Annotated in this window: 23 protein-coding genes and 1 tRNA gene; 12 read left to right on the top strand and 12 right to left on the bottom strand. The window is 62.2% G+C overall.

All coding sequences use genetic code 11. The annotated features are described in order from the left end of the window. Positions 1-149 precede the first annotated feature (149 nt). Positions 150-791 (bottom strand): hypothetical protein, encoded by a 642-nt coding sequence (locus ACI48I_RS10860; RefSeq protein WP_498574168.1) that lies wholly within the window; start codon positions 789-791, stop codon positions 150-152. Between the two features lie 355 nt (positions 792-1,146). On the opposite strand from ACI48I_RS10860, the gene ACI48I_RS10865 reads away from it, so the two are divergent. Further along, positions 1,147-2,865: a PKD domain-containing protein gene (locus ACI48I_RS10865; RefSeq protein ID WP_498574169.1), complete on the top strand. Its 1,719-nt coding sequence runs from the start codon at positions 1,147-1,149 to the stop codon at positions 2,863-2,865. 396 nt (positions 2,866-3,261) lie between these two features. Here ACI48I_RS10865 and ACI48I_RS10870 read toward each other — a convergent pair. Next, positions 3,262-3,338, bottom strand: a tRNA-Pro gene (locus ACI48I_RS10870). Between the two features lie 52 nt (positions 3,339-3,390). Continuing rightward, positions 3,391-4,377, bottom strand: a complete 987-nt coding sequence (gene ispB / locus ACI48I_RS10875) for an octaprenyl diphosphate synthase (RefSeq protein ID WP_498574170.1) — start codon at positions 4,375-4,377, stop codon at positions 3,391-3,393. Between the two features lie 306 nt (positions 4,378-4,683). Here ispB and rplU point away from each other — a divergent pair, with 306 nt between their 5' ends. From rplU to ACI48I_RS10910, 7 genes are all read left to right on the top strand, one after another. Continuing rightward, entirely contained in the window at positions 4,684-4,995 is a 312-nt protein-coding gene (gene rplU / locus ACI48I_RS10880) for a 50S ribosomal protein L21 (protein ID WP_082493710.1), read from the top strand. A gap of 36 nt (positions 4,996-5,031) precedes the next feature. Further along, positions 5,032-5,313 (top strand): 50S ribosomal protein L27, encoded by a 282-nt coding sequence (rpmA, locus tag ACI48I_RS10885; RefSeq protein ID WP_193686890.1) that lies wholly within the window; start codon positions 5,032-5,034, stop codon positions 5,311-5,313. A 104-nt stretch (positions 5,314-5,417) separates the two neighbouring features. Further along, the gene (gene obgE, locus ACI48I_RS10890) at positions 5,418-6,533 is read left to right on the top strand and encodes a GTPase ObgE (protein ID WP_193686889.1); all 1,116 of its coding nucleotides are present in this window, start codon (positions 5,418-5,420) and stop codon (positions 6,531-6,533) included. After that, complete coding sequence (locus tag ACI48I_RS10895) at positions 6,523-6,939, top strand: hypothetical protein (RefSeq protein WP_498574171.1); 417 nt, start codon at positions 6,523-6,525, stop codon at positions 6,937-6,939. Before obgE ends, ACI48I_RS10895 begins: the two co-directional genes overlap by 11 nt. 10 nt (positions 6,940-6,949) lie before the next feature. Then, positions 6,950-8,092 (top strand): glutamate 5-kinase, encoded by a 1,143-nt coding sequence (proB, locus tag ACI48I_RS10900; protein WP_498574172.1) that lies wholly within the window; start codon positions 6,950-6,952, stop codon positions 8,090-8,092. A gap of 8 nt (positions 8,093-8,100) precedes the next feature. After that, entirely contained in the window at positions 8,101-8,472 is a 372-nt protein-coding gene (locus tag ACI48I_RS10905) for a nuclear transport factor 2 family protein (RefSeq protein ID WP_498574173.1), read from the top strand. A 133-nt stretch (positions 8,473-8,605) separates the two neighbouring features. Beyond that, positions 8,606-9,862, top strand: coding sequence for a serine hydrolase domain-containing protein (locus ACI48I_RS10910; protein WP_498574174.1), 1,257 nt, complete (start codon positions 8,606-8,608; stop codon positions 9,860-9,862). 27 nt (positions 9,863-9,889) lie between these two features. Here the strand turns inward: ACI48I_RS10910 and nth are convergent, their stop codons facing one another. Both nth and rsxB read right to left on the bottom strand, forming a co-directional pair. Then, a complete protein-coding gene (nth, locus tag ACI48I_RS10915; protein ID WP_498574175.1) occupies positions 9,890-10,579 on the bottom strand; it encodes an endonuclease III in 690 nt (229 codons plus the stop codon). A 3-nt stretch (positions 10,580-10,582) separates the two neighbouring features. Further along, entirely contained in the window at positions 10,583-11,266 is a 684-nt protein-coding gene (rsxB, locus tag ACI48I_RS10920) for an electron transport complex subunit RsxB (protein WP_498574176.1), read from the bottom strand. A gap of 170 nt (positions 11,267-11,436) precedes the next feature. On the opposite strand from rsxB, the gene ACI48I_RS10925 reads away from it, so the two are divergent. Then, positions 11,437-11,877, top strand: a complete 441-nt coding sequence (locus tag ACI48I_RS10925) for an RcnB family protein (RefSeq protein WP_193686881.1) — start codon at positions 11,437-11,439, stop codon at positions 11,875-11,877. Positions 11,878-11,986: 109 nt separating this feature from the next. Further along, complete coding sequence (locus ACI48I_RS10930; RefSeq protein ID WP_498574177.1) at positions 11,987-12,193, top strand: hypothetical protein; 207 nt, start codon at positions 11,987-11,989, stop codon at positions 12,191-12,193. A 79-nt stretch (positions 12,194-12,272) separates the two neighbouring features. On the opposite strand, the gene ACI48I_RS10935 is transcribed toward ACI48I_RS10930, so the two are convergent. The 5 genes from ACI48I_RS10935 to ACI48I_RS10955 form a co-directional block, all read right to left on the bottom strand. After that, complete coding sequence (locus tag ACI48I_RS10935; RefSeq protein ID WP_498574178.1) at positions 12,273-13,508, bottom strand: polyhydroxyalkanoate depolymerase; 1,236 nt, start codon at positions 13,506-13,508, stop codon at positions 12,273-12,275. 303 nt (positions 13,509-13,811) lie between these two features. After that, complete coding sequence (locus ACI48I_RS10940) at positions 13,812-14,909, bottom strand: NAD(P)/FAD-dependent oxidoreductase (RefSeq protein WP_498574179.1); 1,098 nt, start codon at positions 14,907-14,909, stop codon at positions 13,812-13,814. Positions 14,910-15,061: 152 nt separating this feature from the next. Continuing rightward, a complete protein-coding gene (gene fdxA / locus ACI48I_RS10945) occupies positions 15,062-15,385 on the bottom strand; it encodes a ferredoxin FdxA (RefSeq protein ID WP_193686878.1) in 324 nt (107 codons plus the stop codon). Between the two features lie 205 nt (positions 15,386-15,590). Further along, entirely contained in the window at positions 15,591-15,872 is a 282-nt protein-coding gene (locus ACI48I_RS10950; protein ID WP_498574180.1) for a protealysin inhibitor emfourin, read from the bottom strand. Continuing rightward, the gene (locus ACI48I_RS10955; protein WP_498574181.1) at positions 15,869-17,383 is read right to left on the bottom strand and encodes a hypothetical protein; all 1,515 of its coding nucleotides are present in this window, start codon (positions 17,381-17,383) and stop codon (positions 15,869-15,871) included. Before ACI48I_RS10955 ends, ACI48I_RS10950 begins: the two co-directional genes overlap by 4 nt. 163 nt (positions 17,384-17,546) lie before the next feature. On the opposite strand from ACI48I_RS10955, the gene ACI48I_RS10960 reads away from it, so the two are divergent. Beyond that, on the top strand, positions 17,547-17,828 hold the full coding sequence (locus ACI48I_RS10960) for a polyhydroxyalkanoic acid system family protein (protein WP_193686876.1): 282 nt from the start codon (positions 17,547-17,549) through the stop codon (positions 17,826-17,828). A gap of 51 nt (positions 17,829-17,879) precedes the next feature. Here the strand turns inward: ACI48I_RS10960 and ACI48I_RS10965 are convergent, their stop codons facing one another. Together ACI48I_RS10965 and ACI48I_RS10970 are read right to left on the bottom strand one after the other, a co-directional pair. Beyond that, positions 17,880-18,134, bottom strand: coding sequence for an acyl-CoA-binding protein (locus ACI48I_RS10965; RefSeq protein WP_498574182.1), 255 nt, complete (start codon positions 18,132-18,134; stop codon positions 17,880-17,882). A gap of 165 nt (positions 18,135-18,299) precedes the next feature. Continuing rightward, positions 18,300-18,656, bottom strand: a complete 357-nt coding sequence (locus ACI48I_RS10970) for an FKBP-type peptidyl-prolyl cis-trans isomerase (protein WP_193686874.1) — start codon at positions 18,654-18,656, stop codon at positions 18,300-18,302. A gap of 170 nt (positions 18,657-18,826) precedes the next feature. Here ACI48I_RS10970 and ACI48I_RS10975 point away from each other — a divergent pair, with 170 nt between their 5' ends. Continuing rightward, positions 18,827-19,639, top strand: coding sequence for an EI24 domain-containing protein (locus ACI48I_RS10975; RefSeq protein ID WP_498574183.1), 813 nt, complete (start codon positions 18,827-18,829; stop codon positions 19,637-19,639). The last annotated feature ends 181 nt before the right edge of the window (positions 19,640-19,820 follow it).

A 19,820-nucleotide genomic window follows, 5' to 3' on the forward strand; every position in this document is an offset into this window, starting at 1 on the left:
ATTACGAGACCGTTTTCGCCGGTTGTAGCTCCGGTAGCATTTCCTTTCGACCGAAGCAGACATTAGGAAGGACGCGAACAAGCCGTGCGCGCAACTGACACGCCTATTGTTCGCTCATTTCATTTTGACTGAAGTCTTGTCGCTAGAAGCTACTGATTAGTTAGCAACTGCTTCGCTCCTGCTGCTGCGAGTAGAGTATCAAAAGCAGGTGCGAAGTCATGAATCATATGATGGTGTGACTGACGCACGTTCTCTACATAAGCATGAGAATCACGATTTCGAATCGCATCTTTCAATATTAAGTATGCGGCTTTAGTCCTTCGCGCCTCTTCAGGCGAGGGCTTAAAGCCATTAGGGATTTCCGTGCTAAGGCGCCTTTCTAGTTGTTCCGCGAGGTTCATCGTGCTAAAAACGTCTTGGAGCTCTTCTGCTCCCTTATTGCTGATTACCTTATCCACCCACTTTGGGTCACGCTTAGGGCCAGCCACAGGTAGCGGTATAGCTTTCAGAGTCCTCTTTAGGAAATCCGGGTCTTGCACAATCAAAAATCCTTTGAGCAAGTATTCGGCCCCTGTAGAGAACCATAGCCAATACATCACGCGGCCGAAGTGTTCATCTAGTTCTGTAGCCTTCTCTTCGAAAATGCTCGGCGGCACGCCTCGGAATGTAAAGCTTGTCTGGTCAAATTCCAGTAAACCCGATTTCTCAATAAGACAAATACCGGCACGGAATTGCTTGATCGCAATATCTCGTTGCTCATGGATCGGAGTGGAAATGTACGAAGATAGCATTTTAACCTTTCTCTTTTAAGTGACGCGTGGGCCGAAGATAGTCTGCTCTTGGCCGATAGCGGACGTCAATCCACACTGCTTGCTACCGATGAGAGCTGAGTCGATCGTGGCTCATAACCGGAGTCGACCACGATCCCGTGGTGCGCACCCGATGCTTCTAGCGAATGTCCGCCGTTCGATGACGCGGCCCTCGCAGTCTTCAGGCCGGCGACTGCTCCAGCTAAGCATCGTTTAACCGTTGCTTTTGTGACAATTGAATAGATTTTAACCATCGGTAACGCCATATACTGCTTCGCCGGAATGGGTAACGCCATTTGGCAATAGATTTTACAGAAAAGAAAAGAACAGGATTGTTATGAAAAAGATATTCAACCCGCTCGTATTGAGCGGAATGGTAGCAGTTTTAGCTGCATGTGGAGGCGGTGGCGGCTCGTCTGCTCCCGGTGGTTCGTCAAGCGCCACGTCATCGACAGCGCCGAGCACTGTCACACTCGCAAATGCAGGTGCCGACCAGAACGTGGCTCCCGGCACGGCTGTGGTACTCGACGGGTCGAAGAGCACCACTGCTTCAAACGGTTCCCTCACTTATAGCTGGACGCTTGCTTCCAAGCCACCAGGCAGTAACGCTATTTTGACTAACGCCTCATCGGCAAAGCCAGGCTTTATTGCTGACATTGCAGGCGAGTACGTCGTCAGTCTCGTCGTCAATGATGGTGCCAATACGAGTGCGCCAGCAAAGGTGACCGTGACCGTAATGGCCGGCGCGATCGCACCAATGGCAGTTGCTGGCTTACCGCAGAACGCTATTACACGAACCGTCGTCACATTGGACGGTAGCGGAAGTTCAGACGCTAACGGCGCGGGATTGTCTTACGCCTGGACGCTGTCGAAACTCCCGGCCGGAAGTAAGGCCGCCCTAGTCGCCCAAAACACCGTCAAGCCAAGCTTCACGCCTGACGTCGACGGCCAGTACGAGGCAACCTTAGTCGTAAATAACGGCAAGCTCAGCAGTGCGCTGGCAAGCGTAACCATTACAGCAACGGCAGGCAATGCTCGCCCGGTAGCGAATGCTGGAACGACGCAGGAAGTGTCGAGCGGGGCTGTCGTCGCGCTCGATGGAAGCGCGAGCTCTGATGCCAACGGCGATGCCTTGACCTATAGCTGGGTCCTGACCAGCAAGCCCGTCGGGAGCACCGCCACGCTGTCTTCTGCTACCGCTGCACGCCCATCCTTCAAGGCTGACATTGAAGGAACGTATGTGGTTACGCTTGTGGTGAACGACGGCCGCGCAGAAAGTGCTGCCTCTACGGTGGCGATCACTGCCAAAGCACCCAAGTATCTTGGCGTTAGCTACACGGCGCGTAACGGACTTAACGTCACCTTGAATTCGTTCACTGTCGTTGACCAGGGCAACGGTTATAACGCCTATACGATTAACTACACGCAGACGAATCCGAAAACCGTCGCAATTGACGAAGCAACTTTCAAGCTGTACTTCAGCAACGACGCAGCAATGGCACAATACGGCTTCTTTGACCGGGTCTATCCAGGCATGCCCGTGAGCCGAAGCTATACGTTCACGCAGCTCAAAACGAGCACGCCGAGTGTGCTGGAATACGATGCCGAAAATTTCTTCGCCACTTCCCCGGTTGCTGGATCGCTGCAATGGAATCTGCCACTCAGCCAGGCCCCTGCTGCAGCCGAATCGCTGAAGCTTTACAGTACCGATTCCTTTATGGGAGGCACCCAGGAATTGTCCATGCCGTACTCAGCGACTCTGGCCTTCAACAACACAGTGGCAGGTGCCAGCTCGTCCAAGTTAGGTACTTACCAGTTAACAGCGGTTGGAAAGAATTACACTGTGGTTTCCCTCCGGGCGACGGACAGCACAGGGACGGTCGTTCCCCGGTTTGAAGGTTTAACGGATGGACAGGTAATTAGTGCAGGTAGTACTGTCTCGTTCTCACTCGTTACTCCCTTGACCGGAGGACGGAATGTGAATCTTGATTTCGCTTTCCAAATTCAAGAGACCGGGAAGAGTTTTGTGGTGAATGCCACCGGGAAGACCAATTAAACTCGACAGGGGCCTCGAAAGCGCTGTTGCGCTAGCCCGTTAGCTTATCCATCGCAGTTTGAATGGGAAAGCCCGCATTCGGAAGATTGCGGGCTTTTCATTTCAAGGTTCCTTCCCCCGGTTTCCAAAGGCGGTTTCTGAGTTAATTCCGGCGCGGCTGTGATGCAATGCTGTTCGTTGATGCGACTAGCTTTTGCACAAACATGAAATCGGAAAATCGGGCGCGCCGTCTTCACTTGAGCTCAAAATCTCGAATGTCCGCTTCTGGCCGATAGCAGACCTATTGTTGCGTCCGTCCCCGATTCGAAGCGGATCTTCGCTCAAGGCAAATGACGTACAAGCCCTCTGCGCAAAACAAAACAGCGGCTAAGGCCGCTGTTTTAATCGAGAAAATTCTGGTCGGGGTGAGAGGATTCGAACCTCCGGCCTCTACGTCCCGAACGTAGCGCTCTACCGGGCTAAGCTACACCCCGACTAATTCGAGGCGCTGAAAACATGCCTCAGGAAGCATTAATATAAATTTGCTCAATGGTTCCTGTCAACAGCGAAACGGCACAGTTGCAGCAGGCTCTCTTTATAGATGCTTTCCGGCAGGTCGGCGATCGATTCGGCGGCGCGGCGGGCGGCCGTTTCGGCTTCGCGGCGCGTGTAATCGAGGGCGCCGCTGGAGGTGACGGCGGCCAGTACGGCGTCGAAATGCTGCTCGTCGCCTTGCTCGATGCAGGTACGCACCAGTTCGCGTTGTTCCGGGCTGCCGTGTTCCATCAGGTAGATCAGGGGCAGGGTAGGTTTGCCCTCGCGCAGGTCGTCGCCGACGTTCTTGCCGATCTCGGCGGCGTCGCCGGCGTAATCGAGCACATCGTCGATCAGCTGGAACGCCGTGCCCAGCGAGCGCCCGTATTCGCCGGCCGCGGCCACTTGCGCGCTGCTGGCGCCGGCCACCAGGGCGCCCAGTTCCGCCGCCGCTTCGAACAGCTTGGCGGTCTTGGAACGGATCACCTTCAGGTAGCTCTCGTGGCTGACGTCCGGGTCGTGCATGTTCAGCAGCTGCAGCACTTCGCCTTCCGCGATCACGTTGGTCGCGTCCGACAGGATCTGCATGACGCGCATGTTTTCCAGGCTGACCATCATCTGGAAGGAGCGCGAATACAGGAAGTCGCCGACCAGCACCGAGGCGGCATTTCCAAATAATGCATTCGCCGTCTGGCGCCCGCGCCGCATCGAGGACTCGTCGACGACGTCGTCGTGCAGCAGGGTAGCGGTATGGATGAACTCGACGACCGCCGCCAGTTCGTGGTGCGCGCCACCCTTGTATCCGTAGGCATTGGCCAGCAGCAGTACCAGCACGGGGCGGATGCGCTTGCCGCCGGCGCTGATGATGTATTCGGCGATCTGGTTGACCAGGCTGACTTCCGAATGCAGGCGCTGGCGGATCACCGTGTTGACCGCATCCATGTCGGCGGCGATCGATTGGGTGATGTTGTTCTGTGCGTGAGGGGTAGCGGCGGACAAGGCGAACCTGCTGTGACAGTTGAAATGCGGTTGATGTGCGAGAGTGCGGCGATTATACGACATGCAAGCATGAGCCGTGCCATTTCGACCAGCGCGAGGCGTGCACCGTGTTTCCCCGGCTGCTGCGCAGGCGTTGCCGCAATGCCACGGCAGCCCGACTGCATTGCTGACTGTGTCTCGGCTTTTGACGCAAGAGATCGAACCGTGTATAATTCCCTGTTCCCCGGCACCAGAGAAGCGCAGCGCGGCCAATAACCCGTCGTCGCCGCAGGGATTTTTATTAAACAATTGATGAGGTTTTCAATCATGTACGCGGTCATAAAAACCGGTGGCAAGCAGTATAAAGTTGTCGCTGGCGAAAAACTTAAAGTAGAACAGATACCGGCAGACATTGGTTCCGAACTCACGATCGATCAGGTCCTCGCCGTTGGCGCGGGCGAGAGCATCAAATTTGGTGCTCCCCTGGTTGAAGGTGCTACGGTTCTGGTGAAGGTCGTTTCCCATGGTCGCCACGACAAGGTCCGCATTTTCAAAATGCGCCGTCGTAAGCACTACCAGAAGCGTCAGGGCCACCGCCAGAACTTCACCGAAATCCAAGTGGTTTCGATCAACGGCTAATTGCCCCTCTCTTCAAAGTCATCAAGGAGTACTTAAATGGCACACAAAAAAGGCGGCGGCACTACCCGTAACGGCCGCGACTCAGAAAGCAAGCGCCTCGGCGTGAAGGTGTACGGCGGCCAGGCGATCAACGCCGGCGGCATCATCATCCGTCAACGCGGCACCCCAGTGCGTCCAGGCACCAACGTTGGCCTGGGCAAGGATCACACCCTGTTCGCGCTGGTCGACGGCACTGTGAAGTTCGTCAAGCAAGGCGTCGGTTCGAAGCAGTACGTGACCGTCGTTGCTGCACCAGCTGCTGAAGCAGTCGCAGCGTAAGTGACGTAAAGCGCCGCCCGGAGCGGCGCATCCTTGTAAGGCGCAAGCCTTCCATCGAAAGGCTCTGCCCACGGTAGGGCCTTTTTAGTTTTTTGGCGGTCAAAATGAAGTTTATCGACGAAGCAAGAATTGAAGTCATTGCGGGCGACGGCGGCAACGGTTGCGCCTCGTTCCTGCGCGAGAAGTTCCGCCCCTTCGGCGGTCCCGACGGCGGCGACGGCGGCAAGGGCGGCTCGATCTGGGCGGTTGCGGACCGTAACATCAACACGCTGGTCGACTTTCGCTATTCGAAGACCCACCATGGCCGCCACGGCGAGCCGGGACGCGGTTCGGATTGCTACGGCAAGGGCGCGGACGATGTCTACCTGCGCATGCCGGTCGGCACCCTGATCATCGATAACGTCAACGGCGAAATCATCGCCGACCTGACCGAACACGGCCAGACCGAACTGCTCGCCAAGGGCGGCGAGGGCGGCTGGGGCAACATCCATTTTAAAACCTCGACCAACCGCGCACCGCGCCAGAAGACCGAGGGCAAGGAGGGCGAACGCCGCGAACTGCGCCTGGAACTGAAGGTGCTGGCCGACGTGGGCCTGCTGGGCATGCCGAACGCCGGCAAGTCGACCTTCATTACGGCCGTCTCGAACGCCAAGCCGAAGATCGCCGACTACCCGTTCACGACCCTGCACCCGAACCTCGGTGTGGTGCGCGTATCGCACGAGAAGAGTTTCGTGATCGCCGACATCCCCGGCCTGATCGAAGGCGCGGCCGAAGGCGCGGGCCTCGGCCACCAGTTCCTGCGTCACCTGGCGCGTACCGGCCTGCTGCTCCACATCGTCGACCTGGCGCCCTTCGAGGACACCATCGATCCGGTGAAGGAAGCGAAAGCGCTGATCAAGGAACTCGAGAAGTACGACGAGGACCTGCTCAACAAGCCGCGCTGGCTCGTGCTCAACAAGCTCGACGTGGTGCCGGAAGAAGAGCGCAAGAAGCGCGTCAAGGACTTCATCAAGAAGATGGCCTGGAAGGGGCCTGTCTTCGAGATCTCGGCCCTGAACCGCGAAGGCTGCCAGGAACTGATCAATGCGATCTACCTGCACCTGGAAGAGAAGCGCGCGCAGGATGTGCGCGTCGATGAAACGATGCAGATGACCGAAGAGGCGCGCGGCATCGTCTCGATCGATCCGGACGATCCTCGTTTTAAAATCCTTGAAGACTAAGCGTCTTCCGCTGTCGCCTGCCTGGGCGCGTGGCCAGCTGTTGTCGCTGGTCGCCACCGCCAGCTCGCTGGCGGCGCTCGTTGCGATGCTCGACCCGGACCGGGTCGCCACCTCAATGGGCCTGTTTCTCGTTGGCGTGAACGGCTACAGCCAGTTCTACGCCATCTATGTCGGAGTCCGCCTCGCCACCGCGGGGCTGGCTGTGCTGGCGGCAAGGCGGGGCGACCAGCCCATCCTCGGCGATCTCGTCGCATTATTCCTGCTGGCCCAGCCGGCCGGGCGCCTGGTCGCGGCATTCGCGATCGGCCTGCCGAATGGGTCCCTGTTCGTCGTAAGCGGGATCGAGTTGCTGGCGGGCCTGGCCCTGCTGGCCTTGCGCCCGCGGAAGGACGGATTGACACCCTGAGACTCTCGCCATGAATGCTGCAACTACGTCCGCACACAAGTCCGTCATCCAGCAAGCCGGCCGCATCATCGTCAAGGTCGGCTCCTCGCTCGTCACCAACGAAGGCCGCGGCCTCGACCACACGGCGATCGCCCGTTGGGCCACCCAGATCGCCGCACTGCGCGCCCTCGGCAAGGAAGTCGTGCTGGTCAGCTCCGGCGCAATTGCCGAAGGCATGCTGCGCCTCGGTTTTGGCAGCCGCCCGCACGACATCCACGAGCTGCAGGCCTGCGCCGCCGTCGGCCAGATGGGCCTGGCCCAAATCTACGAAACCAGCTTCAAGGCGCACGGCGTCAAGACCGCGCAAGTCCTGCTTACGCACGCCGACCTGGCCGACCGCGAACGCTACCTGAACGCGCGCGCCACGCTGACGACACTGCTGCGCCTGGGCGTGGTCCCGATCATCAACGAGAACGATACCGTCGTCACCGACGAGATCAAGTTCGGCGACAACGACACCCTCGGCGCCCTGGTGGCGAACCTGATCGAAGCCGATGCGCTCGTCATCCTCACCGACCAGCGCGGCCTGTATTCGGCCGACCCGCGCAAGGACCCGTCAGCCTGCCTGATCGAACGCGCCCAGGCCGGCGACGCCAGCCTGGAAGCCATGGCCGGCGGTGCCGGCAGCAATATCGGCAGCGGCGGCATGCTGACCAAGGTGCTGGCCGCACGCCGCGCCGCGCGCTCGGGTGCCCACACGGTCATCGCCTGGGGCCGCGAGCCCGATGTCCTCACGCGCCTGGCCCATGGCGAGGCGATCGGCACAGAACTCAATGCCGCCACCACGCGCCTGACCGCGCGGCGCCAGTGGATGGTCGATCACCTGCATACGGCCGGCGAGGTCGTGCTCGATGCCGGCGCCGTGCAGAAGCTGACCCAGGAGGGAAAATCCCTGCTGCCGATCGGCGTCATCGCGGTCAAGGGCGAATTCGGGCGCGGACAGGTGATCACCTGCGTCGACGAGGCCGGACGCCCGATCGCACGCGGCCTCACGAGCTACACCAGCAGCGAAGTGCGCCGCATCATGCGCCATTCCTCGAACGAGATCGAAGCCATCCTCGGCTATATCGAAGGACCGGAACTGGTCCACCGCGACAACCTCGTCCTCCTCTGAAAGCCCGCATGACGACTCTTGATCCGGCCGCCGTGGTGCAGGCCCAGCTCGACGCCTACAACGCGAAAGACGTCGACGCCCTGATGCGCACCTATGCGCCCGATGCCCAGCAGTTCGTGCTGCATGGCCCGCTGCTGGCGCAAGGCCACGATGCCATCCGGCCGCGCTATGTGGCGCGCTTTGCCGAACCCGACCTGCACGCGCGGCTGCTCGGCCGCACCGTGCTCGGCAACTTCGTCACCGATCTCGAACTCGTCACCCGCAATTTCCCGGAAGGGCTGGGTACGGTCGAGATGCTCTGCATTTATGAGGTCGTGGACGGCCGCATCCTGCGCGCCTCGTTTGCCACCGGCGCCACGACCCTGGTCGCCGGCGTCTGAGCATCGCCCTCGTCCACCAGGACGTATTGCCTCAACAATAATAACGTGACAAGATGGGCCGCTTTTACAGCCGGTCCCATCTTCGTCGCATCACGCCGGCACCCTTGTTCAACCCGAATGAAGGAATCCCGATATGTCGCGCGCAACACCGTTCGTATTCTCCCTGCTGTGGGCTGCATCTGCGGCCTGCGCCCTTGCCGCCCCGGACGAAGACAAGCTGGGGAAGGCGCAAGGCTACCCGGTCGGCACCGCAAAAAACTGGTTCTATGACGAGTCGGTGCGCGTCGGTTCGTTTACGGCGCAAGGCGAGATTCCGGGTATTTTTGGCGGCAAGGCCAACGTCCTGCCGGCGAGCAGCGCGCCGATGCCCTTGCCCCGGCGCGAGAACGAGCCGCCGATCCGCTGGACGCTCGACGGGCGCAAAAAACTGGGCGTCGACGACTACCTGGCGCGCCAGCGCATCATGGGCCTGTTGATCATCAAGGACGGCGTGGTACAGGTCGAGCGCTACCAGTACGAGCGCACGCCGCAGCAGCGCTTCGTGTCGAATTCGATGGCCAAGTCGCTCGTCTCGCTGGCGATCGGCATCGCCCGGCAGGAAGGCACGATCGCCTCGCTCGACGACCGCGCCGACAAATATGCGCCGAAGCTGGCCGGCACCCTGTACGGCGAAACGACGATCCGCAATCTGCTGCGCATGTCCTCGGGCGCCCACTTCGAGGAGCGCTACGACGGCAAGGACGACCTCGAGCGCTTTGCCCGCGCCGTCATCCAGGGCGGGGTCGAGGAAGCGGCCAGGGTGATCACCGAACGCGACGCGCCGCAGGGCAGCCGTTTTTCCTACGCCAGCGCCGAAACGGAAATCATGGCGGCCGTCTTGCGCGGTGCAACCGGGAGCAATCTGAGCGACTATCTCGGCACCCGCCTGTGGCAGGCGATCGGCGCCGAGACGCCGGCGCTGTGGCGCGCCGACCGGACCGGCCTTGAACGCGCCGCCGGAAATTTCAACGCCACGCTGCGCGACTACGGCCGCCTGGGCATTGTTTTGGCCAACGACGGCGCCCGTCCCGACGATCCCCAGCACCGGCAGGTCATCCCGCGCGACTACCTGCTCGAGGCCACCGACTGGCGCCGTGCGCCGCAAGCCTTCCATCCCCAGGTAGCGACGCCGTATTACGGCTACGGTTACCAGTTCTGGACCTTCCCGGGCGAGAAGAGGCGGTTCGCCATGCTGGGCGTGTACGGGCAGATGATCTTCATCGATCCGGAACTGAAACTGGTGATGGTGCAGACGGCGGCCAACGCGACCGCCAAGGCCGGGCAAACGTCCCTGGGCAAGGAAGCCGACGCCTTCTGGCGCGGCGTGGTGGCGCACTACGACCGCTGGTAGGGCTGCGCCGGCTTTTTTATGCCCGCATCAGGCGGCTGGCAGTACGACCGGTTCGATGGGTTCCGGTGCAATCAGGCCATCCGGCGCGGGCGTCTTGTCGCGGAATTCGCATAAATCGTTGATGATGCAGTTCCAGCACTTCGGCCGGCGCGCGACACAGGTATAGCGCCCGTGCAGGATCAGCCAGTGGTGCGCGTCCTGCAGGAATTCCTTCGGCACGAATTTCAGCAGTTTCATCTCGACCTGGTCGACGTTCTTGCCCGGTGCGATTTTCGTGCGGTTCGAGACGCGGAAGATATGGGTGTCGACCGCCATCGTCGGCTCGCCGAAAGCCGTGTTCAGGACCACGTTTGCCGTCTTGCGGCCCACGCCGGGCAGGGCTTCCAGCGCTTCGCGCGCGCGCGGCACTTCGCCGCCGTACTGGTCCACCAGGATCTGGCAGGTCGCGATCACGTTCCTGGCCTTGGTGTTGTACAGGCCGATGGTCGAGATATAGGTTTTCAGCTCGTCGAGACCGAGATCGAGGATTTTTTGCGGTGTGTTCGCCACCGGCCACAGGCGGCGCGTGGCCTTGTTCACGCCGACGTCGGTCGACTGCGCCGACAGCAGCACGGCGATCAGCAGTTCGAACGGCGTCGTGAATTCCAGTTCGGTGGTCGGATGGGGATTGGCGGCGCGAAAGCGCGAAAAAATCTCGAAGCGTTTGGCTGGATTCATGCGTCAGTCTTTTTGTTCGGGAGCGTTGCCGGCCGCGCGCAGGCGCGCACGCTCCATGGCCGCGGCGATGATCGCGCGTTTGCGCTCTTTCTCGGCCAGTTCTTCAGGCGTGTTCGTTGCCTCGGCGGTGACTTCGCGCATCTTCTCGACGGCTTTGGCCGCCAGGCGCGCATCGTTTTCCTCGCGCTCGCGGGTCAGGCGTTGGGTGCGGAAATCGTGGCGCGCCCGCGCGGCGTCCGCCGCTTCCTGCGACCAGGCGGCCCAGCCGGTGGCGTCACCCGTGACCGGCACCATGCTGATGCAGTCGACCGGGCAGGGCGCCACGCACAGGTCGCAGCCGGTGCACAGGCTCGGCAAAATCGTGTGCATCTGCTTGGCCGCGCCCAGGATCGCGTCGACCGGGCAGGCCTGGATGCACAGCGTGCAGCCGATGCACAAGGCTTCGTCGATAAAGGCGACCGGGCGCGGGCGCTCGACGCCGTTGGCAGGGTTGATCGGGATGACCCGGCGCCCGGTGACGGCCGCGAGCCGGCGCACGCCCTCGAGGCCGCCGGGCGGGCACTGGTTGATCTCGGCTTCGCCCGCGGCAATCGCTTCGGCATAGGGCCGGCATGCCGGATAGCCGCATTTCGTGCATTGCGTCTGCGGCAGCTGGTCTTCGATCAGGTCGGCAAGGGTCTTGGTCACGGCGCGGCTGACAATATAAAGCCGTCATTATCCGACAAAAGGCGGGGGCGTGCGAAGCCTGGTAGCGAGCTCATCGCTTGCGTGGGGAAGCGTACAGAGTGGAAGCATCCCCTGTGGCCTACTGGGAACACCGCCGGTCACCAGCCCGGCTCCAACAACAGGAGAAATCCATGAAGAACAAGATGATTGCCCGGGCGATGATCGCCGTCATGCTGGCCGGCAGCCTGCCGGCGATGGCGCAGGACCGGGGCTACCGCGATGGCTACGATAGCCGCGCCCAGGAGCGCCGCGATGATCGGCATGAAATGCGCAACGACCGGCGCGAGGAACGCCGCGACTACCGCGATGCCCAGCGCGAGGCGCGCCGCGACTACCGGGACGACCGCCGCGAGGCGCGCCGTGAAGCGCGCGGCGCCGGTCCGCGCCACGACCTCTACCGCGGCGGGCGCCTGCCCTCGCACTATCACAACCGCCAGTACGTGGTCGACAACTGGCGTTCGCATCGCCTGAGCGCGCCGCCGCGCGGCTACCACTGGGTGCAGGTGGGCGGCGACTATGTGCTGGCCGCCGTGGCGACCGGCATCATCGCCAGTGTCCTGCTCGGCAACTGAGCTGTGCGAAAAGGGGGCCGGTAAGTGGCATATCGAACAGATGTGATCCTCACGCAATGGCTTAATGGGCCATGGGCCGCATGACGCGGCAATGCCAACAGGAGAACACATGAACGAATGGATTATCGCCCCCTTGCTTGAACCCGACCCGACCGGCATGATCGCGCACCGGGGCACGGCGCCGGAGGAAGCAGGCCAGCCCCCGCATGAGGGTGTGGTCGACGATCGCCGCCATGGCGACCGCCGCGACGGGCACGACGACGAAGCCGATCCCGATTTCGCGCGTGGCGACGACCGGCGTGGCGACCTGGTCTGAAGCTGGCGGCCGGTAGCGGCGGCAGTAAAAAAAATGCCACGACAAAGTCGTGGCATTTTTCATGGGCGGTGTCAGCGGATCAGCCGAATTCGCGGATGAATTCGCCGATCTTCGGGCAGATCGTCTCGCGCCAGCGGCGGCCCGAGAAGATGCCGTAGTGGCCGGCTTTCGGCGCCACGAAGTCGCGCTTCATGGTCTCCGGCAGGTTGCTGCACAGCTCGTGCGCAGCCTGTGTCTGGCCGGCGCCCGAGATGTCGTCGAGTTCGCCTTCGATGGTGAACAGGGCGACCGTCTTGATGTCCTGCGGACGCACCAGCTTGCCGCCGACTTCCCAGGTACCCTTCGGCAGGCGGAATTCCTGGAACACGGTCTTGATCGTGTCGAGGTAGTATTCGGCCGGCATGTCGAGCACGGCGTTGTACTCGTCGTAGAACTGGCGGTGGCTCTCGGCCGACTCGTCGTCACCGCGCACCAGGTGCTGGTAGAACTCGCGGTGCGACTGTGCATGGCGGCCCGGGTTCATCGCGATGAAGCCGGCGTGCTGCAGGAAGCCCGGGTACACCTTGCGGCCATAGCCCGGGTAATTGCCCGGCACCGCGTAGATCACGGTGTTCTCGAACCACGAGAACGGCTTCTCGGTGGCGAGGTCGTTGACGGCGGTCGGCGACTTGCGCGGGTCGATCGGGCCGCCCATCATCGTCATCGTCTTCGGCAGCTTCGGATCGTTGGCCGAGGCCATCAGCGAGATCGCGGCCAGCACCGGCACGGTCGGCTGGCAGACGGAAATCACGTGCACGTCCGGGCCGAGGGCGCGGATGAAGTCCTGCACGTAATAAATGTAGTCGTCCAGGTGGAAGGGACCGCTTGATAACGGCACCATGCGCGCGTCGATCCAGTCGGTGATGAAGACGTCGTGATTCGGCAGCAGGGCGCGCACGGTGTCGCGCAGCAGCGTCGAGTGGTGGCCCGACAGCGGTGCGACCAGCAGGACGGTCGGCTGCGCCAGCGCGGCATAGGCCGCGTCCGGCAAGTCTTTCTTGAAATGCAGCAGCTTGCAGAATGGCTTGGTGACAGCCGCTTCCTCGACGATATTCACCGTTTCACCCTTGATGGTGACGGTGTCGATGCCAAAGGCCGGCTTTTCGTAATCCTTGCCCAAACGGTACATCAGTTCGTAGCCGGCGGCGATACGCTGGGAGAACGGGGTGTGGGCAAAGGGGGAAACAGGATTGGAGAACAGCTTCGAGGACGCATCCGCCCATTGCATCAGCGGGGTCAGGAAGGAGCGTTGCATCTCGTGCAGTTGATAAAGCATAAGTAATTCCTTCATGTGGTGCGTGTCGCCGGGGCGCGTTGCCCAGGCCCTTGCGCCTGGCATGGCTGCCGTATGGGCTGGCCGTCCCTTGCGCGAAAATTCATCAGCCAATTATAGGATAAGTTGATTGACGCGTGGAAATAACCATTTCCCTTGCAGGCTGCATGTGGGGCACGCTTAAGGGGTTATACACCCGAATTTGATAGGCCGTCGGTGATACGGCACACATAAAAACAAATGCCCCGGAGGTCCGGGGCATTGTCGTATTTCAGAAACTGAACGGTCGTGCGTTCTTGTTCAGAATCAATCGAACACAGGCGTTTCGACGCCGAGGATCTTGTGCAGCTTCGGCGAGGTCGTCGTGTACTGCATGTGGATCTTCTTGTCCGGGAAGATATACGGCGCCGCGCCGAAGGCAGCCAGGGCCGCTTCGTGGAAGCCCGACAGGATCAGCTTCTTCTTGCCCGGATAGGTGTTGATGTCGCCCACGGCGAAGATGCCCGGCACATTGGTTTCGAACTTTTCGGTGTCCACAACCTTTAACTGACGCCGCTCGATGTCGAGGCCCCATTCGGCGATCGGGCCCAGCTTCGGCGACAGGCCGAAGAAGACCAGCAGCATGTCCAGCGGCACGCGGCGGGTGACGCCGTCGGCGCCGGTGACCTTCACTTCGGTCAGCTTGCCGTCGGTTTCGTCGAAGCCGGTGACCTGGCCGATGATCAGCTGCATCTCGTATTCGTCGCACAGGGCCTTCATCTTGGCCACCGATGCCGGGGCCGCGCGGAAGTCTTCACGGCGGTGCAGCAGCACGACCGACTCGGCCTTGCCGACGAAGTTCAGCGCCCAGTCCAGCGCGGAATCGCCGCCGCCGCAGATGACCAGGTTCTTGCCTTCGAACTGAGACGGATCCTTGACGCGGTAGTGCAGCTGGTTGCCTTCGAACTTGTCGATGCCGTCGACCTTGATCGTGCGCGCCTGGAACGAACCGACGCCGGCCGCGATGAAGATGGTCTTGGTGATGAAGCGGGTACCGGCCGAGGTTTCGACATTGAAGCGGCCGTCTTCGCGGCGCTGCACGGTCGTCACTTCCTGGCCCAGGTGGAAAGTCGGCTCGAACGGCTCGATCTGCTTGAGCAGGTTGTCGGTCAGTTCCTGGCCGGTGCACACAGGCACGGCAGGGATGTCGTAGATCGGCTTGTCCGGATACAGCTCGACGCACTGGCCGCCGACGGCAGCGAGCGAATCGATGACGTGGGCCTTGATCTCGAGCAGGCCGAGTTCGAAGACCTGGAACAGGCCGACCGGGCCCGCACCGATGATGACCGCGTCGGCATCGATGGCGCCGGCGAACGAAGTGTTAGGGGCGATGCTGCCCGCATCGTGGGTGGCACTGATGGTCATGTGCAAATCCTGTTGATTTTTGAAAAGAGGGGCGCTAATGGCATGCCGTCGATGCGTGCCCGATGCTGCGATGGCCGCTAGTGTGCCATGGATGGAACTTGCCTGCAGGCGCCGGGTAAAACCGGCGTCGGCAGGCGGACAATCAGGCGCGCTTAGCGGGCCAGCTGGTCCAGCTTGTCCTTGACGTCTTTCCACTCGTCGGCGTCGGCCAGGGCCGGTTTGGTCTTCGTGATCGAAGGCCAGGCGCGCGACAGGTCGGCGTTGATCTTGATGAATTGCTGCTGGTCGCCCGGCACGTCTTCCTCGGCATAGATCGCATTCACCGGGCACTCGGCCACGCATACTGCGCAGTCGATGCACTCGTCAGGGTCAATCGCGAGGAAATTCGGGCCTTCCCGGAAACAATCGACCGGGCATACATCGACGCAGTCGGTATAGCGACAGCGGATGCACGATTCGGTGACAACGTGGGTCATAACAGTCCTATCTATGGTGGGGTGCCGCGGCGTCAGGGCGCAAATTGGGGCCGCCAACATGGCAAAGCACTGTATTTTAGGGCAATTCGAGTTTTCCCACAAATCAGGCTTAGACACAATATACATATGCAAATGCATCGGGTGACGCGCGATTTGACCCGGGGAGCCCGGGCACCGCCCGGGGTAACGCCCGCATCCTGCCTGCTTAACCGAGCCTGCGCAAATGCGCCAGCAAGGCCGGCCACCCGGCCGCATCGGCAGAACCCTCGTCGATCAGCAGCACCGAGCGGCAGCGCTCGCCATCCTCGACCGTGATTTCCCAGCGCGGCAGGTCGGCCCCGACCGGCTGGGGCGGGGTGGCGCCGAAGAAGTCGGCGCCGTGCACCAGGGTTTCGAGCACGGGCCCGTCCGGCCGGCAGGCCGTGTCGAGCTCGACGCAGCGATCGAGGCCGGCGAAGCCGCCCGCCAGTTTCGCGCGGATCTTCATGGCGCAACCGGGACCGGGGCGGCCCGGGTCTGGTCGCCGGGTTCCGGCAGCGGCTCGACCGGCAGCGCTTCGCCGGCCGGGCCGTTGCGGCCGTGCTCGGCGCACCAGCGCGCCAGCGCCTCGGACTCGGCGTCCAGCACGCGTTCGATGTTGTAGTACTCGGCCAGGTTCATGGTGCCGCAGCAGGCGCGCCGGTCCTGCTGGGCGCCGGGAGCGTCGCAGACGACGGCGCTCAGGCGTTGGAAGGTGCAGGTGGCGGACGCTGTCGCGCTGGCGGGTTCGGTGGGAACAGGCGTGTCTTGCGTGACTTCCGGCTCCCCGACCACTTCGCGGAGCGTGAACTGGTGGCGGATCGCATCGGCATAGGCGGCCGGCTTGCCGTCCTCTATGGCCAGACGCAACATTTCGTTGACGACATCGGCATAGGTGGCCGCGATGTCGGGCGCGGCCACCAGGGCGCGCAATACGAGTCCGCGCAGCCAGGCGGCGACCCGGTGCAGCACGGCGGCGTCGTCCTCGAAGGCCGGGTTGCGCTCGAGGGCGAACAGGTCGGCCAGGATGTCGTAGACGGCGCCCGTAAAGACCTGGGAGATCGCGTGCACCTGCGTCCCGGCCTGGGACAGGGTCAGGTCGTTGTCGGCATTCCTCAGGCCCGTGGTGCCGCCGAGCGCCAGGCCGAACTGCTCGGCGATGTCGGCCAGAAAAGTCTTGTCGTGCAAGCGGGCCTTGGTCTGGGCCACCACGGCCTCGCACTGGTCGAGCTGGGACAGGGCCAGGAAGATCGCGGTGAGGTCGCCGAAGGATTCGTGCAGTCCCCCGGTCTGGGGCGGATTATCGGCCTCGAGCCAATGCGGCTTGAGGCCATCGAGCACGGCGTGGCCGGTTTCGTGGGCGACGATGTCGAAGGAACGGCAGGTGAACACGCGCTCCTTTTCCCCTGGGGGCACGAAATCGCCGAACTTCAGGCAGTTCTGGGTTCGGCTGTAGAAGGCGTTCATCACGTTCGGCAAGCCGTAGGGGAAGATTTGCAGCGGCGCCGTGTCGATGCTGCTGTTCCATTGCCAGGGCAGCGGCATCTCGGCGCCGGCGGAGGACAGGGAGCGCTGGTACATGGTCAGGGTCTGGCGCACCACGGCAAAGGTGTGGACGGCATCGAACTGGGGCGTGTCGGGCATGGTGACGAAGTCGCCGAAGGCATTCGGTTCGACCGGGCTGATGCCGGGGTCGCCGGAGGCAATCCGGGCATCTCTCGGGCCGGCCAGCACCACGCCCGGCAGATAGGCTTTCCTCGTGCCCATCTCGAGTACCGACGGATCCTGTTTCCACATCAGCACGCGCGCGCCGAAGGCATAGGGCAGCGGTACGCTTGAATCAGGTGGCGCGTCGGCAGCGCGCGGGGCGCCGGGCTGGTCGAGCAGCTGGGACGCCTTGCGGTGCTGGCGGTAGGGCGCGCTCGGGGTGGGGAGTTCGAAGCTGGCGATGTCGTCGGGTAGCAGGGCTCTTTGTTCCATGGCGCAATCCTCGCGTGGTCGTGATTGACTTGGCTCAGCAGATACTCGCGCCCCCGGCGGATCAGGTTTTGACCCCCATCAATTGCACTGTGGACTGGCATCACGCCGATGCAACTGGCATGATGGCGGATTGTCTTACGCATTTTGTAGAGAAAGGAAGCACATGGCCGACATCCAGATCGTCCAGGAACACAACCTGAGCCCGGAGCGGGCACGCGCCGCGGCGCAGCAAGTGGCCGACAAGGTGGCCGCCGAATTCGGCATGCAGTGGCGCTGGGAAGGTGATGTGTTGCGTTTCGAACGCAGCGGCGTCGAAGGGGCGCTGACCCTGGGCGCGCAGCGCGCGGCGCTGCAAATCAGGCTGGGAATGCTGATGAGTGCGTTTCGCCCGGCGATCGAGGCGAAGGTGACGGACAAGATGCGCAGGATTTTTGCGGCGGCGTGATGCCGTCGCGATGACCGGGGGCACGCGGCCCCCGACGACAAACCGGGCCGATCAGCCCTTCAGCTCTTCGATCAGATCGACGTACTGCTGCATCGCTTCCTCTTTCGAGGTGCCTTTCAGGCCGTCCCACGCGTCGAACTTGGCGCGGCCGACCATGTCGGTGAAGCCTGGACGCTCGCCGGTCGCGTCGCCGCTCGACGCCTGCTTGAACAGCGCGTAAATCTTCAGCAAGGTCATGTTGTCCGGGCGTTCCGGCAGGTTCTTCGAATCGGCCTGGGCCTGGGTGAACTGTTCCTGCAAGCTCATGGAAATACTCCTGTGGTCTGGTTGCTGAATGGGAGCATTGCTTCGAAGGCAATGCGGCGCGCCATCTTAGCGCAGGGGGCGGGAGAAACCGTGCTTTTGGACGGTATTTTAGAGGGGATGCTCGATGCAGGCCCTGCCGCGGGCGCGGCAGGGCGGGGTATTACTTTAGACGCCCAGCAGCTCGACGTCGAAAATCAGCGTGGCGTTCGGCGGAATCACGCCGCCGGCGCCGCGTGCGCCGTAGCCGATGCTGGCGGGGATGGTGAGACGGCGCTGGCCGCCGACTTTCATGCCCTGCACGCCTTCGTCCCAGCCTTTGATAACGTGGCCGGCGCCCAGCGGGAACTGGAACGGATCGTTACGGTCTTTGCTCGAATCGAACTTGGCGCCGGCGGTGCCGTCGTCGTTGCGCAGCCAGCCGGTGTAGTGGACGGTGACGTAGGCACCGGCTTTGGCTTCTGCGCCTTCGCCGACGACGGTGTCTTCGTATTGCAGGCCCGATGCAGTGGTGGTAGTGGACATGTTGTTCCCTCGATAATCTGGTGAACGGCGATTGTAGTGCATGCCCTGCGAAACTGCCATCCGTTGCCCGTTCCGTCCCATATTGTCCCATCGCGTCTACAATGACCTTTTGACATCGGGAGCCGCGCGACCATGCCCGTATCTTTCCTGACCACACCCTGGAGCCGCACATGAACGGCATCGCCACCGCCTGGGCGCGCGCCCTGCGCGCAGGCTTCTCGCCGCGCATGATGATGCTGTCCCTGGCGCCGCTGTTGCTGTCGCTGCTGCTCTGGGGCGGCCTGCTGTGGGCCTTCGGGCCGGCGTTCTTCGACTGGCTGCAGGGCTTGTTCGCCGAGTACGGCTGGTTCCAGGCGAGCGGCAGCCTGCTGTCCACGCTCGGCCTGGGCATGCTGAAGGTGGTCGTGGTGCCCTTGATGGCGATCCTGCTGCTGCTTCCGCTGATGATCGCCTCTGCCCTGCTGTTCATGGGGGTGTTCGCGATGCCGGCCATCGAACGCCATGTCGGCCGCCGGACCTTCCCCAAGCTCGAGCGGAAGGAGGGCGGCAGCTTTACCGGCAGCATCTGGATGAACCTGACGAGCGTCCTCGTCTTTGCGCTGCTCTGGCTGTGCACGGTGCCGCTGTATGCGATCCCGCCGCTGGCGGTGGTGGTGCAAGCGGCGCTGTGGGGCTGGGTCTCCGCGCGCGTGATGAGCTACGACGCCCTCGCCGCCCACGCCAGCGCCGCCGAGCGCAAGACCCTGATGCAGGCGCGGCGCTGGCCGCTGCTGGCGATCGGCATGGTTTCGGGCGTGCTCGGCGCACTGCCGGGGATTGCCTGGATGGGCGGCGCGGTGCTGGCGGTGGCCCTGTTCCCGGTCCTGGCGATCCTGTCGGCCTGGCTATATATCCTGATCTTTTTATTCACTGGACTATGGTTCCAGTACTACTGCCTGCAGGCGCTGGAAGACTTGCGTACAAGCGCCCCGGTCACCGCCTGAGCAGAACCGAAAATGGCATGTCATCTGCCCGACATCGACGCCATGTAGGATAGCGAGAAGAATGCTTGTAGGCATCAATGCTATCCAGATAACTCTGCCGTTGTTTTTTTGCGAAAAAGATCAGGGCAGGTCAAAATTGTTGAAGAGGGCTACGTGCAAAACCTGTTGATGTGGTGGAATG

The organism is Massilia sp. LXY-5 (assembly GCF_059801075.1).

What these genes read in the sequence shown, in the direction of transcription:
- ACI48I_RS10865 (WP_498574169.1), top strand. Translation starts at nt 1,147, where the DNA reads ATGAAAAAGATATTCAACCCGCTCGTATTGAGCGGAATGGTAGCAGTT.
- fdxA (WP_193686878.1), bottom strand. Translation starts at nt 15,385, where the DNA reads ATGACCCACGTTGTCACCGAATCGTGCATCCGCTGTCGCTATACCGAC.
- ACI48I_RS10970 (WP_193686874.1), bottom strand. Translation starts at nt 18,656, where the DNA reads ATGTCCACTACCACCACTGCATCGGGCCTGCAATACGAAGACACCGTC.
- proB (WP_498574172.1), top strand. Translation starts at nt 6,950, where the DNA reads ATGAATGCTGCAACTACGTCCGCACACAAGTCCGTCATCCAGCAAGCC.
- ACI48I_RS10960 (WP_193686876.1), top strand. Translation starts at nt 17,547, where the DNA reads ATGGCCGACATCCAGATCGTCCAGGAACACAACCTGAGCCCGGAGCGG.
- ACI48I_RS10935 (WP_498574178.1), bottom strand. Translation starts at nt 13,508, where the DNA reads ATGCTTTATCAACTGCACGAGATGCAACGCTCCTTCCTGACCCCGCTG.
- ACI48I_RS10910 (WP_498574174.1), top strand. Translation starts at nt 8,606, where the DNA reads ATGTCGCGCGCAACACCGTTCGTATTCTCCCTGCTGTGGGCTGCATCT.
- ACI48I_RS10860 (WP_498574168.1), bottom strand. Translation starts at nt 791, where the DNA reads ATGCTATCTTCGTACATTTCCACTCCGATCCATGAGCAACGAGATATT.
- obgE (WP_193686889.1), top strand. Translation starts at nt 5,418, where the DNA reads ATGAAGTTTATCGACGAAGCAAGAATTGAAGTCATTGCGGGCGACGGC.
- rpmA (WP_193686890.1), top strand. Translation starts at nt 5,032, where the DNA reads ATGGCACACAAAAAAGGCGGCGGCACTACCCGTAACGGCCGCGACTCA.
- ACI48I_RS10925 (WP_193686881.1), top strand. Translation starts at nt 11,437, where the DNA reads ATGAAGAACAAGATGATTGCCCGGGCGATGATCGCCGTCATGCTGGCC.
- nth (WP_498574175.1), bottom strand. Translation starts at nt 10,579, where the DNA reads ATGAATCCAGCCAAACGCTTCGAGATTTTTTCGCGCTTTCGCGCCGCC.
- ACI48I_RS10940 (WP_498574179.1), bottom strand. Translation starts at nt 14,909, where the DNA reads ATGACCATCAGTGCCACCCACGATGCGGGCAGCATCGCCCCTAACACT.
- ACI48I_RS10955 (WP_498574181.1), bottom strand. Translation starts at nt 17,383, where the DNA reads ATGGAACAAAGAGCCCTGCTACCCGACGACATCGCCAGCTTCGAACTC.
- ACI48I_RS10965 (WP_498574182.1), bottom strand. Translation starts at nt 18,134, where the DNA reads ATGAGCTTGCAGGAACAGTTCACCCAGGCCCAGGCCGATTCGAAGAAC.
- rplU (WP_082493710.1), top strand. Translation starts at nt 4,684, where the DNA reads ATGTACGCGGTCATAAAAACCGGTGGCAAGCAGTATAAAGTTGTCGCT.
- ACI48I_RS10950 (WP_498574180.1), bottom strand. Translation starts at nt 15,872, where the DNA reads ATGAAGATCCGCGCGAAACTGGCGGGCGGCTTCGCCGGCCTCGATCGC.
- ACI48I_RS10930 (WP_498574177.1), top strand. Translation starts at nt 11,987, where the DNA reads ATGAACGAATGGATTATCGCCCCCTTGCTTGAACCCGACCCGACCGGC.
- ACI48I_RS10905 (WP_498574173.1), top strand. Translation starts at nt 8,101, where the DNA reads ATGACGACTCTTGATCCGGCCGCCGTGGTGCAGGCCCAGCTCGACGCC.
- ACI48I_RS10975 (WP_498574183.1), top strand. Translation starts at nt 18,827, where the DNA reads ATGAACGGCATCGCCACCGCCTGGGCGCGCGCCCTGCGCGCAGGCTTC.